The sequence below is a fragment of the Micromonospora sp. NPDC048935 genome (assembly GCF_043197875.1).
In the GTDB taxonomy this organism is placed as follows: domain Bacteria; phylum Actinomycetota; class Actinomycetes; order Mycobacteriales; family Micromonosporaceae; genus Micromonospora.
This window is the reverse complement of record NZ_JBICTZ010000001.1, coordinates 614,953-632,808: the sequence shown is the minus strand read 5'-3', so window position 1 is coordinate 632,808 and position 17,856 is coordinate 614,953. Positions and strand designations below refer to the sequence as shown.

Here is a 17,856-nt window from a genome sequence, read left to right as displayed (position 1 = left end):
GCCTCACGGCTGTCGGTGCCGTCTGATTGACTGGTCGCCGTGGACCTGCCGATCAATCCTCCGGTCGAGCCGATGCTCGCCAAGAGTGTCGCCAAGCTCCCCACCGCCTCCGGGATGACCTACGAGCCCAAGTGGGACGGGTTCCGGTGCATCGTGTTCCGCGACGGTGCCGAGGTCGAGCTGGCCAGCCGGGGCGGCAAGTCGATGACCCGCTATTTCCCCGAGGTGGTCGACCAGGCCCGCCGGCAGTTGCCCGAGCGGTGCGCGGTCGACGGTGAGCTGATCGTCATCCGGCGCGACGGGCCGAGCGGCCAGCCCCGGTTGGATTTCGAGTTGCTGGCCCAGCGCATCCACCCGGCCGCGTCCCGGGTAAAGCTGCTGGCCGAGACCACACCTGCCGACTTCGTCGCGTTCGACCTGCTGGCCATCGACGACGAGTCGCTGCTCGACCAGCCCTACCCGCACCGCCGGGAGCGGCTGGTCCGGGCCCTGACCGGGGTGCGCCCCCCGGTGCACGTCACCCAGGTCACCACCGATCCCGACACCGCCCGCCGGTGGTTCGACGTCTTCGAGGGCGCCGGCCTGGACGGGTTGATCGTCAAGCCGGCCGACCTGCCGTACGAGCCGGGCAAGCGGCTGATGTTCAAGGTCAAGCACGCCCGCACCGCGGACGCGGTGGTGGCCGGCTTCCGCTGGCACAAGTCCGGTCCGGTGGTGGGCTCGCTGCTGCTCGGGCTCTACGACGACGCCGGGGTCCTGCACCACGTGGGGGTGAGCGCGTCGTTCACCATGGCCCGCCGCGCCGAGCTGCTCGACGAGCTGGCCCCCTACCGGGACATCGGCGGCGAGCACCCGTGGGTGCACGGCGACCACGAGCGCGGCCAACGCATCCCGGGTGGGGTGAGCCGGTGGACCGGCACGAAGAACCTGGAGTGGGAGCCGGTCCGTCCGGAGTTGGTGGTCGAGGTGGGCTACGACGCGATGGAGGGCGAACGGTTCCGGCACACCGCCCGGTTCGTCCGCTGGCGCCCGGACCGCGATCCGCGCTCCTGCCGCTACGACCAGCTCGACCGGCCGATCCGCTTCGACGTGGACCAGGTGCTGCGTGGCGACCCGGCAGCCACCGTGGACCGGGCCGCCAACGGCTCGGCGTAGCCTGGCCGTCGACTCGACCCCGGAGGAGCACGTGATCCGCACCGCCCGTCAGCCCCGGATGGCGACCAGTCGCCGGGTCCGTCTCACTCTGGCTATCGTCACCGTCGGGGTGCTGCTCACCGCCGGTTGCACGCTGCCGGCGTTCGCGCCCCGCACCGAGGTGACGGCCGACGGCACGGCCGCGCCGACCGGCAGCGCGCCCACCTGGCGGCCCTGCCCGGAGGTGCCCGAGGACCTGGTCGGGCGCGGCGCACCCAACATGCGCTACGAGTGCGCCCGGATCGCGGTGCCCCGCGACTGGGGCACCGGCGGCGGGGCGAGCACCGGCCCGGGCGCCGGTCAGACCTTCGAGATCGCCCTGCTGCGGGCCCGCTCCACGAAGCAGCGCGACCGGGTCGGCTCGCTCGTCGTCAATCCGGGCGGCCCCGGCGGATCGGGCGTCGACACCGCCGTCTACCTCTCCTTCGGCGCCCAGTTCGGGGGGCTTCCCACCGCGATCACCGAGCGCTTCGACATCGTCGGTTTCGACCCGCGCGGGGTCTCCCGGTCCAGCCCGGTCAAGTGCATCTCCGACGCCGACCTGGACGCCAGCTTCGGCTTCGACCCGGACCCGGCGAGCCAGTCGGAGTTCGACGGCTTCGTCGGCCTGAGCCAGCGGATCGGGCGCGGCTGCGGCGACCGCTACGGCGACCAGTTGCCGCTGTTCGGCACCGAGCAGGCCGCCCGTGACATGGACGCGGTACGCGCCGCCGTGGGCGACGACAAGCTCACCTACCTGGGTTACTCCTACGGCACCCTGCTCGGCGCCACGTATGCGCAGCTCTATCCACAGCGGGTGCGGGCGCTGGTGCTCGACGGCGCCGTGGACCCGCAGCAGCGGCTGGTGGAGGGTTCGGAGAGCCAGGCCCGCGGCTTCGAGCGCGCCTTCACCAACTTCACCCGCTGGTGCGCGGCGAACGCCGGCCGCTGCCCGATCGCCCCGGACGCGCGGGCCGCTGTCACATCGGCCATCGACAAGGCCAAGGCTTCTCCGGTACGCGGCGCCGGCGGGCGGGAGGCCACCGCCGGCTGGGTGTTCTACGCGGTCATCTCGTCGCTCTACACCGAATCCGGCTGGCAGGAGCTGGCCCAGGCGATCGACAAGCTGGCCGAGGGTGACCCGAAGGACGTGTTCCGGCTCGCCGACGCGTACGCCGGCCGGGGCAGCGACGGGCACTACTCGAACCTGTTCGACGCCAACCTGGCCATCAACTGCGCCGACGAGACGGAGAAGCCGAGCCGGGAGCAGATCCGGCAGTTGCAGGCGGAGTGGCGGGGCAAATATCCGCTGTTCGGGCCGGCGCTGGCGGTCGGCATGCTGAGCTGCGTCGAGTGGCCGGGTGGGCGTGACCCGTACCCGACCGGGAAGGCGAACGGCGCACCGCCGATCGTGGTGGTCGGCACCACCGGCGACCCGGCGACGCCCTACGAGCAGACGCCGCGACTCGCGTCGATGTTGGGTGTCGGGCGGGTGCTCACCTGGGAGGGCGAGGGGCACACCGCGTACCCGCAGACGTCCTGCATCACCGACGCGGTCGACGCCTACCTGCTCGACCTGACGGTGCCGGCGGAAGGGAAACGCTGCCCCGCCCGGTGACCGGTCGGGTTGGCGGCAGCGGAGACACCTCGATGCCCTGTCTGCTGGCCATTTCCTCCAGCAACGCCCGCATCCGGCGTACGTCGGCCTTGAGCTGTTCCTGCTCCTCATGCTCGAAGGCGTTGTCGTCGACGATGAGCCGACTCGCGAAGTGCGCGGTGATCAGCGGGATGACCAGCAGCACCATGGTCGAGATGAGCAGCGCGGCCAGCGTCCGGCCCGCCCAGGTCGTCGGTGAGATGTCGCCGTACCCGACGGTGGAGGCGGTGACCACCGCCCACCAGACGGCGTCGGCAGGGCTGCGCTGCTCGACCTCGCCGTAGATGACACCGGCCACCACGATCATCAGCAGGTACGACGTGATCAGCGTGCGGGGCGAGTTGGCGAACCACACCAACGCCCCGTATATCCAGCGGAACGGCAGTAACAGGAGCTCCATGCCGCCCTATGCTGCCCGTCGCCAGCAAGGAGCGCCGGCACGGGCATGAGTTGCTGGCCCCAACCACACCCTGCATCTGTCGGAGGAGACAGCAGAACCAGCGGTCCGCGCAGGCCGTGGGCGGACTCGCGGGCCCGGGGCCACCCGCCGCGGCCCTTCCTGTTGTGCCAGGCTCACCGGTATGACCGACGTGATCTTCCGGGAGGCGGTCCGGGCCGACCTGCCCGCCGTCATCGCCCTGCTCGCCGACGACGTCCTGGGCAAGGCCCGCGACTTCACCGAGGTGGACGAGGCGTACGAGAGGGCGTTCGCCGACATCACCGCCGATCCGCGCAACCAGTTGATCGTCGCCGAGCAGGCCGGCGACCTCGTCGGCTGCCTACAGATCACCTACATCCCGGGCCTCGGTCGGCACGGCAGTGAGCGGTCGCTCATCGAGTCGGTCCGGGTCCGCTCCGACCGGCGGGGCCAGGGGCTGGGGCGGGAGTTGATGGCCTGGGCCGTCGACCAGGCTCGCGAGCGTGGCTGCGCCCTGGTGCAGCTCACCACGGACAAGTCCCGTGCGGACGCGCACCGCTTCTACCTCGGCCTCGGCTTCGTCGCCAGCCACGAGGGCATGAAGCTCGCGCTCTGACCCGCCGTCACGCCCGCCCGGCGGGGCAGCGGGCCTCGCCCCGACCGGGTTACGGTCGTCGCCGTGAGCACGCCGACGATGCCCGGCGCGGCACCGTCGCGCCCGCCCCGGCGACTGACTGGCTCAGCGCTCCTGGCGGTCGGCGTCCTGCTGGTCGTCGTCGCGTTCTGGTTGCCCGCCTGGCGCAGCGTCTACCCGGGGCGGACCGATGTCACCCCGGGCACCGAGGTGATCGGCTGGGCGCTGCCGTTCGCGGTGGTGGCCGCCGCGTTCGCGGTGCTGTCACTGGCCGACGCCGGTCCGGCCCGCCGGGTGTGGCGGCAGGCCAGCCTGGGGATGCTCGTCTCCAATGTTCTCGCCTGCGGCAGCCTCACCGGCGTGTTCTGGTACTTCGAGGCCAATGACCCCTACGTCGAGGAGGAACTGCTCGGCACCGGGCCGGGCGTCGGCACCCTGCTGGCCCTGCTGGGCTGTCTGCTGATCCCGCTCGCCGGCACCCTCCCCGACGACCGCCGCGGTTGACCCCTCGCCGGGGCGGTTGGCCGTTGGACAACGAGCCCGGCCCGCATGACGTACAACTCGCGCTTGGCCGTGGCCAACCCCTTCGAGTCGAGCACGTACCCCGTGATCCAGATCCAGTGCGCCCCCGTCAGCCTGTGGGCACCGTCAGCCGTCGACCAGGCGACCGTCGCGCAGCATGAGTACCCGGTCGGCGAGGTCGATCAGGGCCGGGTCGTGTGTGGCCACCAGCGCCGTCATGCCGCGTGCGTGCACCACCGCGCGCAGCAGGTCCATGATGGACCGGCCGGTCTCCGAGTCGAGCTGACCGGTGGGCTCGTCGGCGATGAGCAGATCCGGCTCGTTGGCCAGGGCTCGGGCCACCGCCACGCGCTGCTGCTGGCCGCCGGAGAGTTCGTACGGACGCTGGGCCGCGTGCCCGCCCAGGCCGACCATCTCCAGCAGCACCGCGACCCGCTGCTCCCGCTCGGCGGCCGGCACCTGCGCCAGTCGCAACGGCACGCCCACGTTCTCGGCGGCGGAGAGGATCGGCACCAGCCCGAAGGTCTGGAACACGAACCCGACGGTGCCCCGGCGCAGTTGCAGCAGTTCCGCCTCGCCGGCCGTGGTCACCTCGTGCCCGGCCACCACCACCTGACCGCTGTCCGGCCGGTCCAGACCGCCGATCAGGTTCAGCAGGGTGGTCTTGCCGGCCCCGGACCGACCACGGATGGCGACCAGCTCGCCCTTGTTGGCGCTGAACGAGACGTCCCGCACCGCGTGCACGGCGTGCTCGCCCCGCCCGAAGGTGCGGCTCACGCCGCTGACCCGGACCACCTCGGCCGATTGCGCCGCCGGCCCACCGCCGAAATCGGCCGCACCTGTCACCACCGTGTCCCGACCACTCATGCCCGTGCCCCCCGCTCGTCCGTGGCCCGGTCACCGGGCCGTACCTGCACGTGATCCGGCTCCAGATCGAGCCGGACCCGCTCCTTCAGCGCGAGCGCGTCGACGAACGCGGCAGGGAGCTGCATCCGGCCGTTGCGGTCCAGCACCGCGTACTCCTCGCTGACCAGCTCGGTGTTGCCGTCCGCGTCGGTCCGGGCGGTTCGGCGTACCTCGGAGGCGGTCCGGCCGTCGCGGATCGCGACGGTCCGGCGGACCTGCGTGGCCACGGCGTGGTCGTGGGTCACCACCACGATGGTCACGCCCAGTTCGGCGTTGATGGTGCGCAGTGCCGCGAAGACCTCGGCGCCGGTCGCCTCGTCCAGTTCACCGGTCGGCTCGTCGGCGAAGAGCACCTCCGGATCGTTGGCGACCGCGACCGCCACCGCGACCCGCTGCTGCTCGCCACCGCTGAGCTGCCCCGGTCGGCGGTCCGCGCAGTAGCCCACGCCGATCATGTCGAGCAACTCCCGGGCTCGTTCCCGACGGGCCCTGCCACCGCGTTTGCCGGCCAGTTGCATCGGCAGTTCGACGTTCTCCAGCGCGGTGAGGTACGGCAGCAGGTTGCGCCCGGTCTGCTGCCAGACGAAACCGACAAGCTCCCGCCGGTAGCTCAGCCGCCGCTTGGCGGACAGCGAGAGCAGGTCGTAGTCGGCCACCCGGGCGATGCCGGCGGTGGGCGTGTCCAGGCCGGAGAGGATGTTGAGCAGTGTCGACTTGCCCGAGCCGGACGCGCCGACGATGGCCACCAGCTCCCCCCGGTCGATGACCAGGTCGAGACCCTGGAGGGCGACGACCTCGACACCCTCGGTCTTGAAGATGCGCACCAGGCCGTCGCAGACGATGTGGCCGCGCAGTCGGTCCTGCCCGCCGGCCCGCTCGGCGGCACGTTGCGCGGCCCGCTGGTGCAGGGCGGCCAGGTCGGGCACCAGTGAAGTCTGGGCGGTAGCGGTCATCTCAGCTCTCCTCTCCGAGCCGAAGCACCTCACCGAGGCGCAACCGGCGGTTGTTCAGGGCCTCGACGGCGACCGCGAAGCCGAGGGCGACCACCCCGAGCGCGAGCACCGCCGCCACCAGGCCGGGCTCGAACGCCACCCGGACCGGCATGCCACTGGTGAACGCGGACAGGCCGAGCACCGGGTTGAGCAGCAGGGGCAGCACCGCACCGACCAGCGCGCCGGTGAGCACCGACACCCCGACCAGCGGGGCCAGCTCGACAAGCAGCAGCCCGCGCCACTGCCGGCGGGACAGGCCGAGGGTACGCAGCCGGGACAGCACCTGGCCGCGGGCGCGCGCGCCGGCCAGCACGGTGAACGCGATGGCCAGCAGCCCGAGCACGGAGCCACCGGCGGCACCGGCGACGAACCCGAAGGCCAGTACGCCGTTCGCGCCGCCGGCACCGAGATCCCGGCGGACGTCGGCCCGGGTGTCGACGACGACCCCGAGGGGGCGTTCCTCGCCGGTGACGGCCCCCTGCTGCTGGTACCGCGACTGCCCCTCGTCACCGGCGCGGCGCAGCGACTCCGCGTCCAGCCGGTCGCCGGCAACCAGCAGGCTGGTCGCCACCGGGGTGGTGGCACGCGCCGGCAACGCCTGCCAGGGCAGGATGACGAACCGCTCGGTGGTCGCCGGCAGCAGGGGGAAGCTCTCCTCGCTGCCGGCCACCCGGAACTCGTACCGCTGGCCCTGCACCGAGATGAACGCGGAGCTGTCGATTCTGGCCTTGACGAGCTCGGCGGCGACCGCCGGCGACACGATCGCCGGCACCGGTCCCGCTTCGGGCCGGGCGTTGCGCAACCCGGCCGGAAGCGGCAGATCCACCTCGGACCCCCGGGCCACCGCGTCCAACCCGGGCCCGTCGACAAGCAGGACGGCTGTCGAATCGAGCCGCGGATCGGTCCCGAGTTCGTCGACCGCCAGCCGCTCGTCGGACGAGTACAGCACCCGCGTCGCGGCCCGCACCCCCGGCAGGCGGCCCAGCGCGTCGATCGTGTCGGGGGCGAAGCGCTCACCGCGGATCACCGCGTCTGCCGGCACGATCCGCTCGGCGGCCCGGTCCCGGCTCGCGTCGACGCCGGCGGCGACGACCGCGCAGAACGCCGCGGTGCCGATGGCGAGCACCACGACGACCAGGGGGGCCGCGACCGCCGACCGGCCGGCGCGCGCCGTGCCGAGGAAGGCGACGCTGCCCCTCCTGCGCGCGGCGAGCCGGCTGACCAGCAGCAACGGCCAGGGGTACGCCCGCAGCGCGAGCACGGCCGCAGCGATCGCGAGCAGCACCGGCACCGACACCAACAGGGGGTCCACCTCGCCGAGGGTGAGGCCGCGTCGACGCAGCAGCACCGCGGCGAGCGCGGCGAGCAGCAACACGGAGACCTCGACGGTGAGCCGGCTGGTCGACGGGCGCATCCGGACCAGGTCGCGGCGGGTCGCCCCACCGGTCGGCACGGCCAGCGTGGCCAGTGGCAGTGCCAGGGTGACCAGGACGGTCGCGGCGATCACGTACGGCGTGCTGGGGTCCGGTGCGCCCGGGAACAGGGTGCCCAGCCACCAGCCGAGCGCGGCGGCTACCGGCACCACCAGCAGCGACTCGACGAGGCTTCGGCGGGCGCCGGCCGTGGTCCCGCCGCCACGGGCCCGGATGAGCACGAACTCCGCCCGGCGGCGTCGGGTGGCGAGGATGGCGGCGAGCACGATCAGCCCGGCCAGCGTGGCCAGTACGCCGGCCGCGATCACCGCCAGCAGGGTCCGGGCGGCGTTGACCTGGGCGGCGAATGCGCGCAACGGGATGTCGATGCCCTGGGCCAGCGAGAGGTCGGCCGGTCGGTTCCGCTGCGTCTCCTGGAGACCGTCGATCAGCTGGTCCAGCTTCCGCGCGTCGATCCTGTCGGCACCCAGCCGGTACCGCCAGGTGGACCGGATCGGCCAACCCGCCGCCGCCCGCTTGTCGAGGGCCGACTGGGCGACGACTCCGGTGGCGACGAGCGGCTGGCCGTCCCCTTCCGGTTCGATGATCTGCTGTAGCGACGGCAGCCCGTCCCAGCTTCCGCCGGTACGGTCGACGGGGCGGAACAGCCCGACCACCGTCAGCGGGGCGGCGTCGTAGAACCTGTTCTGACCGTCGACCTTGCCGATGCGGAGTCGGCTACCGGTGCGCAGGTTGAGTTTGGCGGCCACGTCGACGTCGAGCGCGACCTCGATCGGCCGCTCGGGGAGGTAGGTCTCACTCGGCCACGTCCCCTCGACGAGGTCGCTGGCGTCCTGGATGTCGGGCATGCCCCGCAGGCCCAGGTCGACAAGCAGGTTGCGGGCCGCGAGGTCCGGCCCGAGTACGCGGGCCGGTTCCAGATCCACGTTGTACCACCGCTCGGTGACCGCCGACCGCACCTGCGGCGGCAGGTCCGCGGCCAGGGTCTCGAACCGCTCGCGGGCGTAGGCCATCGCCGGCTTCAGGGGCGGGGCGGTCACCACACCGCTCGTGTACGAGAGATCCCGGCGTGCCGGCAGCTCATTGTTCAGCTGCGCCCGAAGCCCCTGTTCGGCGAGCCGGTTGACCAGCCGGGGCACGCCGCTGATCAGCAGCGTGACCACCAGGGTCAGCACCGCCAGCAGGAGAAACTGCCCACCGTACGCCCGGACCCGCCGGACCGCCGCGCCGACGCTCATCGTTCTCCCCCGATTCGCAGCTGCACCGCCGCCACCCGCTGACGGATGCCGGCGGCGATGAACGCGCTGAAGGCGAGCGCCGCCAGCAGCAGACCGACAGCGGTCAGACCGATCGGCACCCAGGGCAGCGCGAACGTCGCCGGGGGGATCGGCCGACCAGCGGCCGGGGTGAGGACGACAAGCGGGGCCATGGTGGCTCCGACCGCGGCACCGAGCAGCAGACCGACCCCGACGCCGATGCCGGCGAGGAAGGTCTGTTCGGCCAGCAGCGCCCGGGCCAGCAGCCGAGGCGTGGCGCCGAGGGTGTGCAGCACCGCGAACTCACTGAGCCGCCGTCGGGCGGTGGCCCACACGTCCACCATCAGGCCGACGAGGGCGAGCAGCACCGCGCCGAGCGCGGCGGCGAGCATTCCGGTACGCGACCCCTGCCAGTACGGGTCGTCCGCCGCGGCGGTGATCACCGCCTGCCGGTTGAGGACGGTGACGCCGGGCAGCTCGGCGGCCGTTGCGGCGGCGGCCGTCGCGTCGGTGGCACCGATCCACCACTCCGGTGTCGGGCGGATCGTCCCGCCGCCGCCGAGCAGCGCGTCGACCGCGGCCGGCAGGTCGAGCAGTACGCCCTCGCCGGTGGTGGTCGGCACGGATTCCAGTTCACCGACCAGGTGGACCCGCAGCGTCACCCCGGAGAGCGCCAGTTCGACGGTGTCGCCGAGACGGAGGCTCAGCGCCTCGCGTACCCGGGGGGTCATCAGCACCGGCACGGCGGCGACGGGTGCGCCCGCCGTTCCCGGTACGACGACGAACCGGCTCGCCGGTCGATCCTGCCGACTCCCCTCGGTGAGCAGCCTGAGGGGGCGGTTGGCGACGAGCCCGGCACCGCTGGAATCCACAAGCGTGCGCGGCCCGCCGAGCCACGTCGCCGTCCAGTCACCGGTCAGGTCGGCCGGCCGGGCGGAGCCGCCGGCATCGACGAGCGTCAGCCCTTGCACCGCGAACCCGTACGAGGTGCCGCCCGCGAACCTGGTGTCGGCTTCGAAGCCGGCCAGCCGCAGCGGCGCTCCGCCCACGTCCGGAAGCGTGACAGTGAACCGGCTGGCCTGCCCGGTGCTCGGTGCGTCGACCGCCGGCAGCCGGAAGGCGAGCCCGTCGGGGGTGGTCAACAGCAACGACACCGAGACCCGGTGCGGCTCGGCGGGTTGCTCGACCGGCGTACGGACGGTGCCGGTGACCGCCCGGGTGCCCTCCGGCAGCTCGACTCCCCCGCTGGCACCGCGCGCCTGGATCATGCGCTGGTACTGCTCGGACACCGGATCGTCGCTGAGACGGTCGGCGAGTCGGACGACACCGGGGGCGCTGGCCGGGTCGATGCCGATCACGGTCACCGGCAGGTCCTCCCGGCCGACCCGGATGTCGTCGCGCCACGCCGGCAGCACCCGGTCCACGCTCGGCAGCGCGGCGAGTTCACCGGCCCGGGTGAGCGGGGCGGCGCCGGCTCGTTCGGTGACCCGCAGGTCGGCGCCGACGGTGTGGCCGGCCTGCTCGACCTGGGACCGCTCCCCCGTGCTGATCAGGGACCAGGCCAGGGTGCTGCCACCGACGGCCAGGGCGAGCAGCAGCACCGGGCCGGCGTGCGGACGCCGACCGGCCTGCCACATGCCGAACATGGTGGCCGTCCAGGGCCGCCGGTCGACGAACCGCTCGGCGAACCGGGTGACCGGTGGCAGCACCCGCAGCGCCAGCACGGCACCCGCCAGCACACCGAGTGTCGGGGCGGCGATCAGCAGCGGGTCGAGCCCGAGCCGGCCGCCCGAGCCGGCCAGCGGCGAGGCGTACCGGCGCAGTTGCACCCAGGCGAGCACGGCGAGCGCGACGAGCACCAGGTCGACGCTTGCCCGCTGGACGCTCGCCGCCCGGTTCGGGCGGGAGCGGGCGGCCATGTCGGCCACGTACGTGCCGGCGCCGCGCAGTGTCGGGGCGACCATGGCCACCAGGCAGCCGGCCGCCGTGGCCGCGGCGGCCGCCCAGACCAGGGTGGTACTGCCGCCGGCGGTGGACAGTTGCTCGGCACCGCCGGGTCGGACGAACCGCAGCGCCACGGTGGCGATCACCGGCGCGAGCAGGACGGCGGGGGCGACCACCAGGGTCGCCTCGCGGGCGGCCAGGCCGGCCAACTGTCGGCGGGCGGCACCGCGGGCACGCAGCAGCGCGGTCTGCGCGCGACGGTCCTCGTGCAGCAGCGCGGCGACCAGCACCAGCGCGTACCCGCCGAGCACCAGGATGAGCAGCAGCGGGGTGGCCAGCGCGGAACGGCCGACCAGGTCGGCGCGGGCGATCCGATCCAGCAGTCGCGGCATCCTGGTCACCGCCTGCCCGGAGGTGCCCAGTTGGGCGGCTTCGGGCACCGCCGCGGACGCCTCGGTGAGGGCTTTGCGCACGGCGGGCAGGTCGGCCACGTCGACGCCACCGAGATCCGGTTCGACGAGCCAGGATGCCGACACCGAGCCGGGGAAGGCCGCCGCGAAGTCGGCCGGGTCGAGTGCGAACGGCCCGTACGAGGTGCCGGAACCGGCACTGCCCGTCCCGACCCCGGGGGCCAGCAGCCAGTACGTGTCCGCCGGGTCGCGGGGCCGCCAGGTGCCGGCGAGCACCAGTTCGCCGCGCCGTTCGGTGGCCCGGTCGCGTACCGGGATGCGTTGCCCGACGCTGAGACCCAGCGCACCCGCGGCCCGCTCCGGGAGGCTCACCTGGATCGGGTTCGCTCCCGGGCTCGGCCACGCTCCGCTGGTCAGCTCCGCGTGCTCGGCGAGGTCGTCGAGGGTGGCCAGGTTGGCGAAGACGGGTTCGTCGCCGGTACGGGGTACGGATCCGAGCGGGCCGGTCAGCTCCCGCCCGGTGCCGTACCGGGCGACCGAGACGCTGACCGGAACGCCGGCCAGCCCGTCGGTGAACTCGGCGCGGACCGCCCCGTCGCGGGTGGCGAACTCGGCCGCGTCGCGTCCACCCGACCCACTGACCAGGAGGCCACGTTCCTCGGCCGGCGAGGCGGCCACCAGCGCCCGCTGCCCGGCGTCCACCGCCCGACGGTTGTAGTCGGACAGTCCGGTGACCAACGCGACGGCGACCAGGGCCGCGATCACCGCGGCGACCAGCAACCCCCGCGCCTCCCGGGCCCGCCTCCACACCAGCTTCATCCGACGCCTCCCCTGGCCCTGACGGGCCGACGACCATCAAGACAGGCGACCTACCGGGAAAGGTTCGCGCCCGTTACATGATCGTTACCAGGAGAGGGGCGGCGTACGCCCCGGCCGGCTGGCTGGCTAGCTGCCGCCGCGGAGGTTGCGGATGCCGAACGCCGCCGCGCCGATCACCAGCACGACCCCCAGGAGCTGGAGACCTGGCGAGTCGTCGGCCTCCCCGTGCACGATGCCGGCGATGCCGAGGGCGACCACGAGGATGACGCCGACGGTCAGGGCGTACCTCATGGGGTTTCCTCCTCGACCCACTCGAGCAGGTCGCCGGGTTGGCAGCCGAGGACCCGGCACATCGCCTCCAGCGTGCTGAAGCGGACGGCCTTGGCGCGGCCGTTCTTGAGCACCGCCACGTTGGCGGGCGTGAGCCCGACCCGCTCGGCGAACTCACCGACACTCATCTTGCGTTTGGCCAACTCCACGTCGATGCGCACGACGATGGGCATCAGATCACCGCCTCCATGTCGGTCCGCAGCGTGGTTGCCTGCCGCAGCAGCGCACGCATCACCACCATGAGGAGCCCGAGCACCGTGACGCCCATCGTCAGCAGGAACAGCAGGATCGGACCGCCAGGGTCGTCGGCGTTGAAGCCGACGTAGAGGAAGACACCCACGAGCACCACCCACGCGGCGCCGACGGCCCACACGATCAGGTCGACCCACTTTAGGGACGCCTCGGTGAAGATGCGGTCGTTCTTGACCAGGCTGAGCAGCTTCCAGGTCGACACGATGACCACCTGGACGCACAGCACCCAGAACACCGTGATGGCGGTCAACGGCCACCGGAGGTAGGCGTGTTCCGGCGACTCCTGTGCCATGTGCGCGAACTGCCCGGGCAGCGAGAACGTCTGAAACCCGATCAGGACCACGAACAGCACCCCGAGGAAAACTCTGAGAGCGGCTACCGCTCGATGCTCTGTCACCATGCATCGAGTTTCGCTCGTTACCTATCGAAAGTCAATCGCTCTCCGGGGAGCCGTCTTCCGTCCGGGCCGTCGTCGGCCCCGACACCGGCCTGGCCTTCTGCGGGTGGATCGTCTCGTGGCGGGCCAGCATGGCGACGAACTCGGCGATCTTGCGCTCGCGGGTCTGCGCCCTCTTGACGCCATTGACGCGGTGGGTGAGTGCGAACCGGTTGGTCCTGGTGAGCACGTCGAACATGGCCTGCGCGGCGGGGTCGGCCGCGATGGCGGCGAGGAGGTCGGCCGGCACCTCGACCTCCGACGACGGGGCGTAGGCGGCAGCCCACCGCCCGTCCGCCTTCGCGGCCTCGACAGCGGCCCGACCCGCGGGCTGCATCCGCCCCTGCTCCTCCAGTCGGGCCACGTGGGCGACGTTGCGTTGCGACCAGGAGCTGCGGGACCGGCGCGGCGTGTACCGGATCCAGGACGTCTCCTCATCCCGTTTCCGGGCCTGCCCGTCGATCCAGCCGAAGCACAGGGCCTCGTCGACGGCCTGCTGCCAGGTCAGCGTCGTGACCGTGCCGCCCTTCCTGGTCAGGGCCAACCAGACGCCGGGCGACGTGGCGTGGTTGGCCGACAACCACACGCGCAGGGCGTCGGCGTCCGCGACGATCAACTCATCCAGCTCTGGGCTCGCCATGACGGCAGGCTAACCGCCACGACCGACGCTGCCGCCACGCCGACACTGCCACCGCGCCGACACTGCCCCCGCGCCGACTCAGCGGCCACCGCGCCGGGTGCGGCCGTCCGCCGGTCGGGCCCTAGCATCGTCGCCATGGCAACGCGGCTCGTGCAGATCAACATGAAGGCTCGCAGCGACTCCGCCCTCGGCGGCTTCTGGGCGGAGGCACTCGGCTGGGGAGTCTCCAGCGAGGGACCCGGTGTGACAAACCTCGAACCCGAGGGCTTCGTCTATCCCGACCCCGTCGCCGTCTGCATCGACCTCGTCGTCTCCCCGGAACCCAAGACGGTGAAGAACCGCGTGCACGTCGACCTCGCCACCACCTCGGCGGCCCAGCAGGCGCAGCTGGTCACGCGCCTGCTGGACCTGGGTGCGACACCCGCCGACATCGGCCAGGGTGACGTGCCGTGGACGGTCCTCGCCGACCCGGAGGGCAACGAGTTCTGCGTGCTGGAACCCCGACCGCGCTACCGGGACACCGGCCCGATCGCCGCCGTGGTGGTCGACTGCGCGGACCCGCGAGCCATGGCCAGTTTCTGGAACAAGGCCATGGACTGGACCCTGCACGAGGTGACCGACGACAGCGCGGTGCTGCGCTCCGCCCAGGGCGTCGGCCCCTATCTGGAGTTCATCCGTACGCCCGACGTGAAGGCCGGCTGGAATCGCGTCCATCTCGACGTTCGCCCCTATCCGGGTGACGACCTGGCGGTCGAGGCGGCCAGACTGCGGACCCTCGGCGCCACCACCGTCGACCTGGGCCCGAACGAGGTCCCGTGGACGGTCTTCGCCGACCCCGAAGGCAACGAGTTCTGCGTCCTCACCCCAGGCTGACCCGAACCCGCTTCATCCGCGCGGCGGCGACCCCGATCATCCGCGCGGGCGCGACCACCGGCCCGCCCGAACGCCGCGACGCGCCCGGGGCGGCGGAACACCGCGAGCAGCCTCGCACCTCGCTCCCCGCTTCGGGTCATTGGGGATCGGCTACGTTCGCCGGTGGTAGTGGTTGCGGCGTGGGATCTGGTCGGGGTCGAGCCAGGCCGGCGGGACGAACTCCGGTTTGCCGTCGCCCCCCAGCCGGACCACCCACTCGGTCTGGTGCAGGTGCCGATGGTGGTGGCCGCAGAGCAGCACCGCGTTGTCGAGACTTGTCGGGCCGCCGTCGGCCCAGTGTCGAATGTGGTGGGCGGCGCACCACCGGGGCGGCCGGTCGCACCCGGGGAAGGCGCAGCCGCCGTCGCGCAGCACCAACGCCCGTCGCAGCGGGCCGGTGACGAGGCGTCGCTGCCGGCCCACGTCGAGGACCTGACCGGCACCGCCGAGCACGGCGGGCAGGATGGCGGCGTCGCAGGCGAGCCGACGCACGGCCTCCGGGGTGACGTGCGCGCCGGTGTCGAGGGTGCCGGCACCCAACTGCCGGGTCAGCCCGTCGAAGTCGGTGGTGACGACGAGCTGGGCCGGGTCGCCGCCGTGTTCGGGCAGCTCGCCGGTACGCAGCACCAGCCGGCACACCTCGGCGAGGGCGTCGTGCCGACGCTGGCCGGCGGTGCGGGTGTCGTCGGGCCCGCAGGGTGCGCTGAGCGGGTCGATGGCGGCGCGCACGAGCGCGGCGGTCTCCGCGTCGAGGGTGCCGCTGAGCCGTAGTCGCCCGCCGACCCGCTCGGAGACGGTGACATGCCGGTCGCGGGCGGCGCGAGCGGCCTCGGCCTCCAGGGCCGCCGCCGCGGCGGCGTCGGCGATCTCGGGTGCGACGTGGTCGAGGATCCGGCTGCCGAGCCTGCGCAGCAGGGTGGGGTCGAACTGCGCGGCCCAGTCGACAAGCACGCTCACGGCCTTGTCGGCGACCTCACCCCCGGCGCGGACCGACACGGTGGCGACCGCCTCGGCGATGACCCGGGCCTGCTCCACGGTGACCGCCCCGCCCGCCAACGCGTCACGCACGGCGGGCGGGGCCACGTCGAGCGAGGCGGCAAGGCCGACCAGCCGACGGGCAGCGGCGACGTCGAGGCGTAGGCGGTGACGCAACCAGACGCTCGTCGAGGACGCGCCCCGCGCGACAGCGGTGCCCCGACCGTCCAGCTCCCGAACGACCGCCAACTGCACCGCCGCCAGCCGCTGCTGAAGCCGGTGCGTGGCGTCGAGCGCCGCGATCAGGTCGTGCTCGGAGAGCGCCCACACGGAAGCATCGGCGCAGGTCGCCACCGCACTCTCCGCCCGTGCCAACTCATCGATCACCACCAAACCCTAGAACAGGTGTACGACAAGTTCGACCCCCCCAATATTCGTCTGGTCCCGGATCATCTAATGTCATACGATTACCCGATGACATCGCTCCCCGCCCCCGCCCCCTGGAGGGACACCCTTCCCGAGGCGACACCACCGGCCGGCATGGCGATCTACCAGCTCCCCACGGGCACCTACGAAACCCGAGCGGCATTTGCCGTTCGCGGAGGTTCGTTCCGCGACAAGCGGCAGTTCGCGGCCACCGCCATCCTCGTGACGCACCCGAACGGTGACTTCCTCGTCGACGCCGGCTTCGGGGCCGACGTCGCCGCGCATGTCGCCATGCAGCCGCGGTTCGCCCGCGCCCCGTTCCAGGCAACCCGGACGGTGAGCCAGCAGCTCGACGACAGCGGTTACGACCGCACCCGGCTCAGCGGGGTCTTCCTGACGCACTCGCACTGGGACCACGCGAGCGGCCTGGACTCGCTCGACCTCCCGGTCTGGATGAACCGGAACGAGCTTGAGTACGCCCGCGGCAACCGCGACGGCAGGGTCTTCCGCGCCGTCTCGCCCGGCCACGAGATCCACGAATACGTCTTCGACGGCCCCGCGTATCTCGGCTTTCCCGCGAGCTTCGACGTGCACGGCGACGGGTCTCTGGTGCTGGCGCTGGCCGCAGGCCACACGACGGGGTCCATTGTCGCGTTCGTGACCCTTCCATCGGGCCAGCGCTACGCGTTCATCGGTGACCTGACCTGGCAGCTCGATGGCATCCACCGCAGAGTCGAACGCCCCTGGCTGCTGCGTACCCTCGCCGACAGCGACGCCGCGCAGGTGCGACAGGGCATCCTGCGGTCGGCCGCCCTGACCGAGCTGATGCAGGTGGTCCCCGCGCACGACCGCCGCGCCTACGAGGGCATTCCGCTCCTCCCCGGAGCGATGCGATGACCGAGGGGCCGGCGCCGACGCTCGACTCCGAGATCACCTGGCTGCTGCATCGCGCCGCCCAACGAATGCACGTGGTGACCGGCGAACAGGCCGAGAGGCACGGCCTCCACCTGCGGGACTACATCGTGTTGAGCGCGCTGGACAAGACACCCGGGCTGACCCAGGTCGAGTTGGCCAGAGCGCTCGGCCTCGACAAGACCACGCTCATGACCCAACTGGATCGACTCGAACGGGCCGAGTTCGTCGTACGCCACTTCGATCCGCAGGACCGCCGCCGGCGCATCCCGGCGATCACGCCCGCCGGCGACGACGTACGGGCGCAGGTCGCCCGTGCCAGCGAGGAGGCGGAGAGCAACGCGATGACCGGCTTCAGCGCGGTCGAGATCGCCCTGTTCCGCCGGATGCTGTTCGCGATCATCGGCACCAGCACCGACCCGGGCTCCTGCCTCTGACGCTGCGGCCCAGCCGTCGGCGCTTTGGCCGCCGAGGCGGCTACCCGCCCTCGACCGTCCGCCTGACCCACGCCAGATAGTCGGCCGAGGCGTGAACGACCGCCGTAGCGGTGACCTGAGGGTTTTCCCACGGGTGGGCGTCGATGAGGTACGCCTCCAATCGCGGGTACCTGTCGGTCGTGGTGTACAGCAGCACCTGCCACTCCTCGCTCGTGCCCTGCTCGCCGAGGTGCCAATACACCGACGACACCGGCCCGGCTACCTGCGCGCCTGCCGCCAAGCGTGCCGCCGTTGCGCCTTCGGCCAGTTCCACTGCCGCTGCCCGGGTGGGGGCGGCGGTGGACACCTGCACGTAGTCACTCACCTCGCAAA

The 17,856-nt window shown here is 72.6% G+C and carries 18 protein-coding genes; 7 read left to right on the top strand and 11 right to left on the bottom strand.

What is annotated here, in order from left to right:
* The first annotated feature begins 39 nt into the window (after positions 1 to 39).
* Both ACGFIW_RS03340 and ACGFIW_RS03335 read left to right on the top strand, forming a co-directional pair.
* A complete protein-coding gene (locus ACGFIW_RS03340; RefSeq protein ID WP_393310699.1) occupies positions 40 to 1,155 on the top strand; it encodes an ATP-dependent DNA ligase in 1,116 nt (371 codons plus the stop codon).
* 58 nt (positions 1,156 to 1,213) lie between these two features.
* Positions 1,214 to 2,791 (top strand): alpha/beta hydrolase, encoded by a 1,578-nt coding sequence (locus ACGFIW_RS03335; RefSeq protein WP_393311226.1) that lies wholly within the window; start codon positions 1,214 to 1,216, stop codon positions 2,789 to 2,791.
* Here the strand turns inward: ACGFIW_RS03335 and ACGFIW_RS03330 are convergent.
* On the bottom strand, positions 2,718 to 3,230 hold the full coding sequence (locus tag ACGFIW_RS03330; protein ID WP_393310698.1) for a potassium channel family protein: 513 nt from the start codon (positions 3,228 to 3,230) through the stop codon (positions 2,718 to 2,720). The genes ACGFIW_RS03335 and ACGFIW_RS03330 overlap by 74 nt on opposite strands.
* A 181-nt stretch (positions 3,231 to 3,411) precedes the next feature.
* On the opposite strand from ACGFIW_RS03330, the gene ACGFIW_RS03325 reads away from it, so the two are divergent.
* Both ACGFIW_RS03325 and ACGFIW_RS03320 read left to right on the top strand, forming a co-directional pair.
* Positions 3,412 to 3,864, top strand: coding sequence for a GNAT family N-acetyltransferase (locus ACGFIW_RS03325; RefSeq protein WP_393310697.1), 453 nt, complete (start codon positions 3,412 to 3,414; stop codon positions 3,862 to 3,864).
* Between the two features lie 63 nt (positions 3,865 to 3,927).
* On the top strand, positions 3,928 to 4,386 hold the full coding sequence (locus ACGFIW_RS03320; RefSeq protein WP_393310696.1) for a hypothetical protein: 459 nt from the start codon (positions 3,928 to 3,930) through the stop codon (positions 4,384 to 4,386).
* Between the two features lie 144 nt (positions 4,387 to 4,530).
* Here ACGFIW_RS03320 and ACGFIW_RS03315 read toward each other — a convergent pair whose 3' ends face one another.
* The 8 genes from ACGFIW_RS03315 to ACGFIW_RS03280 form a co-directional block, all read right to left on the bottom strand.
* Complete coding sequence (locus ACGFIW_RS03315) at positions 4,531 to 5,271, bottom strand: ABC transporter ATP-binding protein (protein WP_393310695.1); 741 nt, start codon at positions 5,269 to 5,271, stop codon at positions 4,531 to 4,533.
* Entirely contained in the window at positions 5,268 to 6,263 is a 996-nt protein-coding gene (locus ACGFIW_RS03310; RefSeq protein ID WP_393310694.1) for an ABC transporter ATP-binding protein, read from the bottom strand. The genes ACGFIW_RS03315 and ACGFIW_RS03310 overlap by 4 nt, the downstream gene beginning before the upstream one ends.
* 1 nt (position 6,264) lies before the next feature.
* Complete coding sequence (locus ACGFIW_RS03305; protein ID WP_393310693.1) at positions 6,265 to 8,973, bottom strand: FtsX-like permease family protein; 2,709 nt, start codon at positions 8,971 to 8,973, stop codon at positions 6,265 to 6,267.
* Positions 8,970 to 12,164, bottom strand: coding sequence for an FtsX-like permease family protein (locus ACGFIW_RS03300; protein WP_393310692.1), 3,195 nt, complete (start codon positions 12,162 to 12,164; stop codon positions 8,970 to 8,972). Before ACGFIW_RS03300 ends, ACGFIW_RS03305 begins: the two co-directional genes overlap by 4 nt.
* 126 nt (positions 12,165 to 12,290) lie before the next feature.
* A complete protein-coding gene (locus ACGFIW_RS03295; RefSeq protein WP_357556068.1) occupies positions 12,291 to 12,455 on the bottom strand; it encodes a hypothetical protein in 165 nt (54 codons plus the stop codon).
* Positions 12,452 to 12,667, bottom strand: coding sequence for a helix-turn-helix transcriptional regulator (locus tag ACGFIW_RS03290; RefSeq protein WP_278138146.1), 216 nt, complete (start codon positions 12,665 to 12,667; stop codon positions 12,452 to 12,454). The genes ACGFIW_RS03295 and ACGFIW_RS03290 overlap by 4 nt, the downstream gene beginning before the upstream one ends.
* On the bottom strand, positions 12,667 to 13,146 hold the full coding sequence (locus tag ACGFIW_RS03285) for a DUF2975 domain-containing protein (RefSeq protein WP_393310691.1): 480 nt from the start codon (positions 13,144 to 13,146) through the stop codon (positions 12,667 to 12,669). Before ACGFIW_RS03285 ends, ACGFIW_RS03290 begins: the two co-directional genes overlap by 1 nt.
* A gap of 31 nt (positions 13,147 to 13,177) precedes the next feature.
* Positions 13,178 to 13,822, bottom strand: a complete 645-nt coding sequence (locus tag ACGFIW_RS03280; protein ID WP_393310690.1) for a YdeI family protein — start codon at positions 13,820 to 13,822, stop codon at positions 13,178 to 13,180.
* A 135-nt stretch (positions 13,823 to 13,957) separates the two neighbouring features.
* Between ACGFIW_RS03280 and ACGFIW_RS03275 the strand changes: the two genes are divergently transcribed.
* A complete protein-coding gene (locus ACGFIW_RS03275) occupies positions 13,958 to 14,695 on the top strand; it encodes a VOC family protein (protein ID WP_393310689.1) in 738 nt (245 codons plus the stop codon).
* Between the two features lie 150 nt (positions 14,696 to 14,845).
* Here ACGFIW_RS03275 and ACGFIW_RS03270 read toward each other — a convergent pair whose 3' ends face one another.
* Positions 14,846 to 16,096: a DUF222 domain-containing protein gene (locus ACGFIW_RS03270; RefSeq protein ID WP_393310688.1), complete on the bottom strand. Its 1,251-nt coding sequence runs from the start codon at positions 16,094 to 16,096 to the stop codon at positions 14,846 to 14,848.
* Positions 16,097 to 16,114: 18 nt separating this feature from the next.
* Between ACGFIW_RS03270 and ACGFIW_RS03265 the strand changes: the two genes are divergently transcribed.
* Positions 16,115 to 17,032: an MBL fold metallo-hydrolase gene (locus ACGFIW_RS03265; protein WP_393310687.1), complete on the top strand. Its 918-nt coding sequence runs from the start codon at positions 16,115 to 16,117 to the stop codon at positions 17,030 to 17,032.
* Positions 17,029 to 17,484, top strand: coding sequence for a MarR family winged helix-turn-helix transcriptional regulator (locus ACGFIW_RS03260; protein ID WP_393310686.1), 456 nt, complete (start codon positions 17,029 to 17,031; stop codon positions 17,482 to 17,484). The genes ACGFIW_RS03265 and ACGFIW_RS03260 overlap by 4 nt, the downstream gene beginning before the upstream one ends.
* Positions 17,485 to 17,524: 40 nt before the next feature.
* Here the strand turns inward: ACGFIW_RS03260 and cutA are convergent, their stop codons facing one another.
* A complete protein-coding gene (gene cutA / locus ACGFIW_RS03255) occupies positions 17,525 to 17,848 on the bottom strand; it encodes a divalent-cation tolerance protein CutA (protein ID WP_393310685.1) in 324 nt (107 codons plus the stop codon).
* Positions 17,849 to 17,856 lie beyond the last annotated feature (8 nt).

Coding starts and splice junctions, on each gene's coding strand:
- ACGFIW_RS03335 (WP_393311226.1), top strand. CDS start 1,214: ATGGCGACCAGTCGCCGGGTCCGTCTCACTCTGGCTATCGTCACCGTC.
- ACGFIW_RS03330 (WP_393310698.1), bottom strand. CDS start 3,230: ATGGAGCTCCTGTTACTGCCGTTCCGCTGGATATACGGGGCGTTGGTG.
- ACGFIW_RS03325 (WP_393310697.1), top strand. CDS start 3,412: ATGACCGACGTGATCTTCCGGGAGGCGGTCCGGGCCGACCTGCCCGCC.
- ACGFIW_RS03315 (WP_393310695.1), bottom strand. CDS start 5,271: ATGAGTGGTCGGGACACGGTGGTGACAGGTGCGGCCGATTTCGGCGGT.
- ACGFIW_RS03310 (WP_393310694.1), bottom strand. CDS start 6,263: ATGACCGCTACCGCCCAGACTTCACTGGTGCCCGACCTGGCCGCCCTG.
- ACGFIW_RS03305 (WP_393310693.1), bottom strand. CDS start 8,973: ATGAGCGTCGGCGCGGCGGTCCGGCGGGTCCGGGCGTACGGTGGGCAG.
- ACGFIW_RS03300 (WP_393310692.1), bottom strand. CDS start 12,164: ATGAAGCTGGTGTGGAGGCGGGCCCGGGAGGCGCGGGGGTTGCTGGTC.
- ACGFIW_RS03295 (WP_357556068.1), bottom strand. CDS start 12,455: ATGAGGTACGCCCTGACCGTCGGCGTCATCCTCGTGGTCGCCCTCGGC.
- ACGFIW_RS03290 (WP_278138146.1), bottom strand. CDS start 12,667: ATGCCCATCGTCGTGCGCATCGACGTGGAGTTGGCCAAACGCAAGATG.
- ACGFIW_RS03285 (WP_393310691.1), bottom strand. CDS start 13,146: ATGGTGACAGAGCATCGAGCGGTAGCCGCTCTCAGAGTTTTCCTCGGG.
- ACGFIW_RS03280 (WP_393310690.1), bottom strand. CDS start 13,822: ATGGCGAGCCCAGAGCTGGATGAGTTGATCGTCGCGGACGCCGACGCC.
- ACGFIW_RS03275 (WP_393310689.1), top strand. CDS start 13,958: ATGGCAACGCGGCTCGTGCAGATCAACATGAAGGCTCGCAGCGACTCC.
- ACGFIW_RS03260 (WP_393310686.1), top strand. CDS start 17,029: ATGACCGAGGGGCCGGCGCCGACGCTCGACTCCGAGATCACCTGGCTG.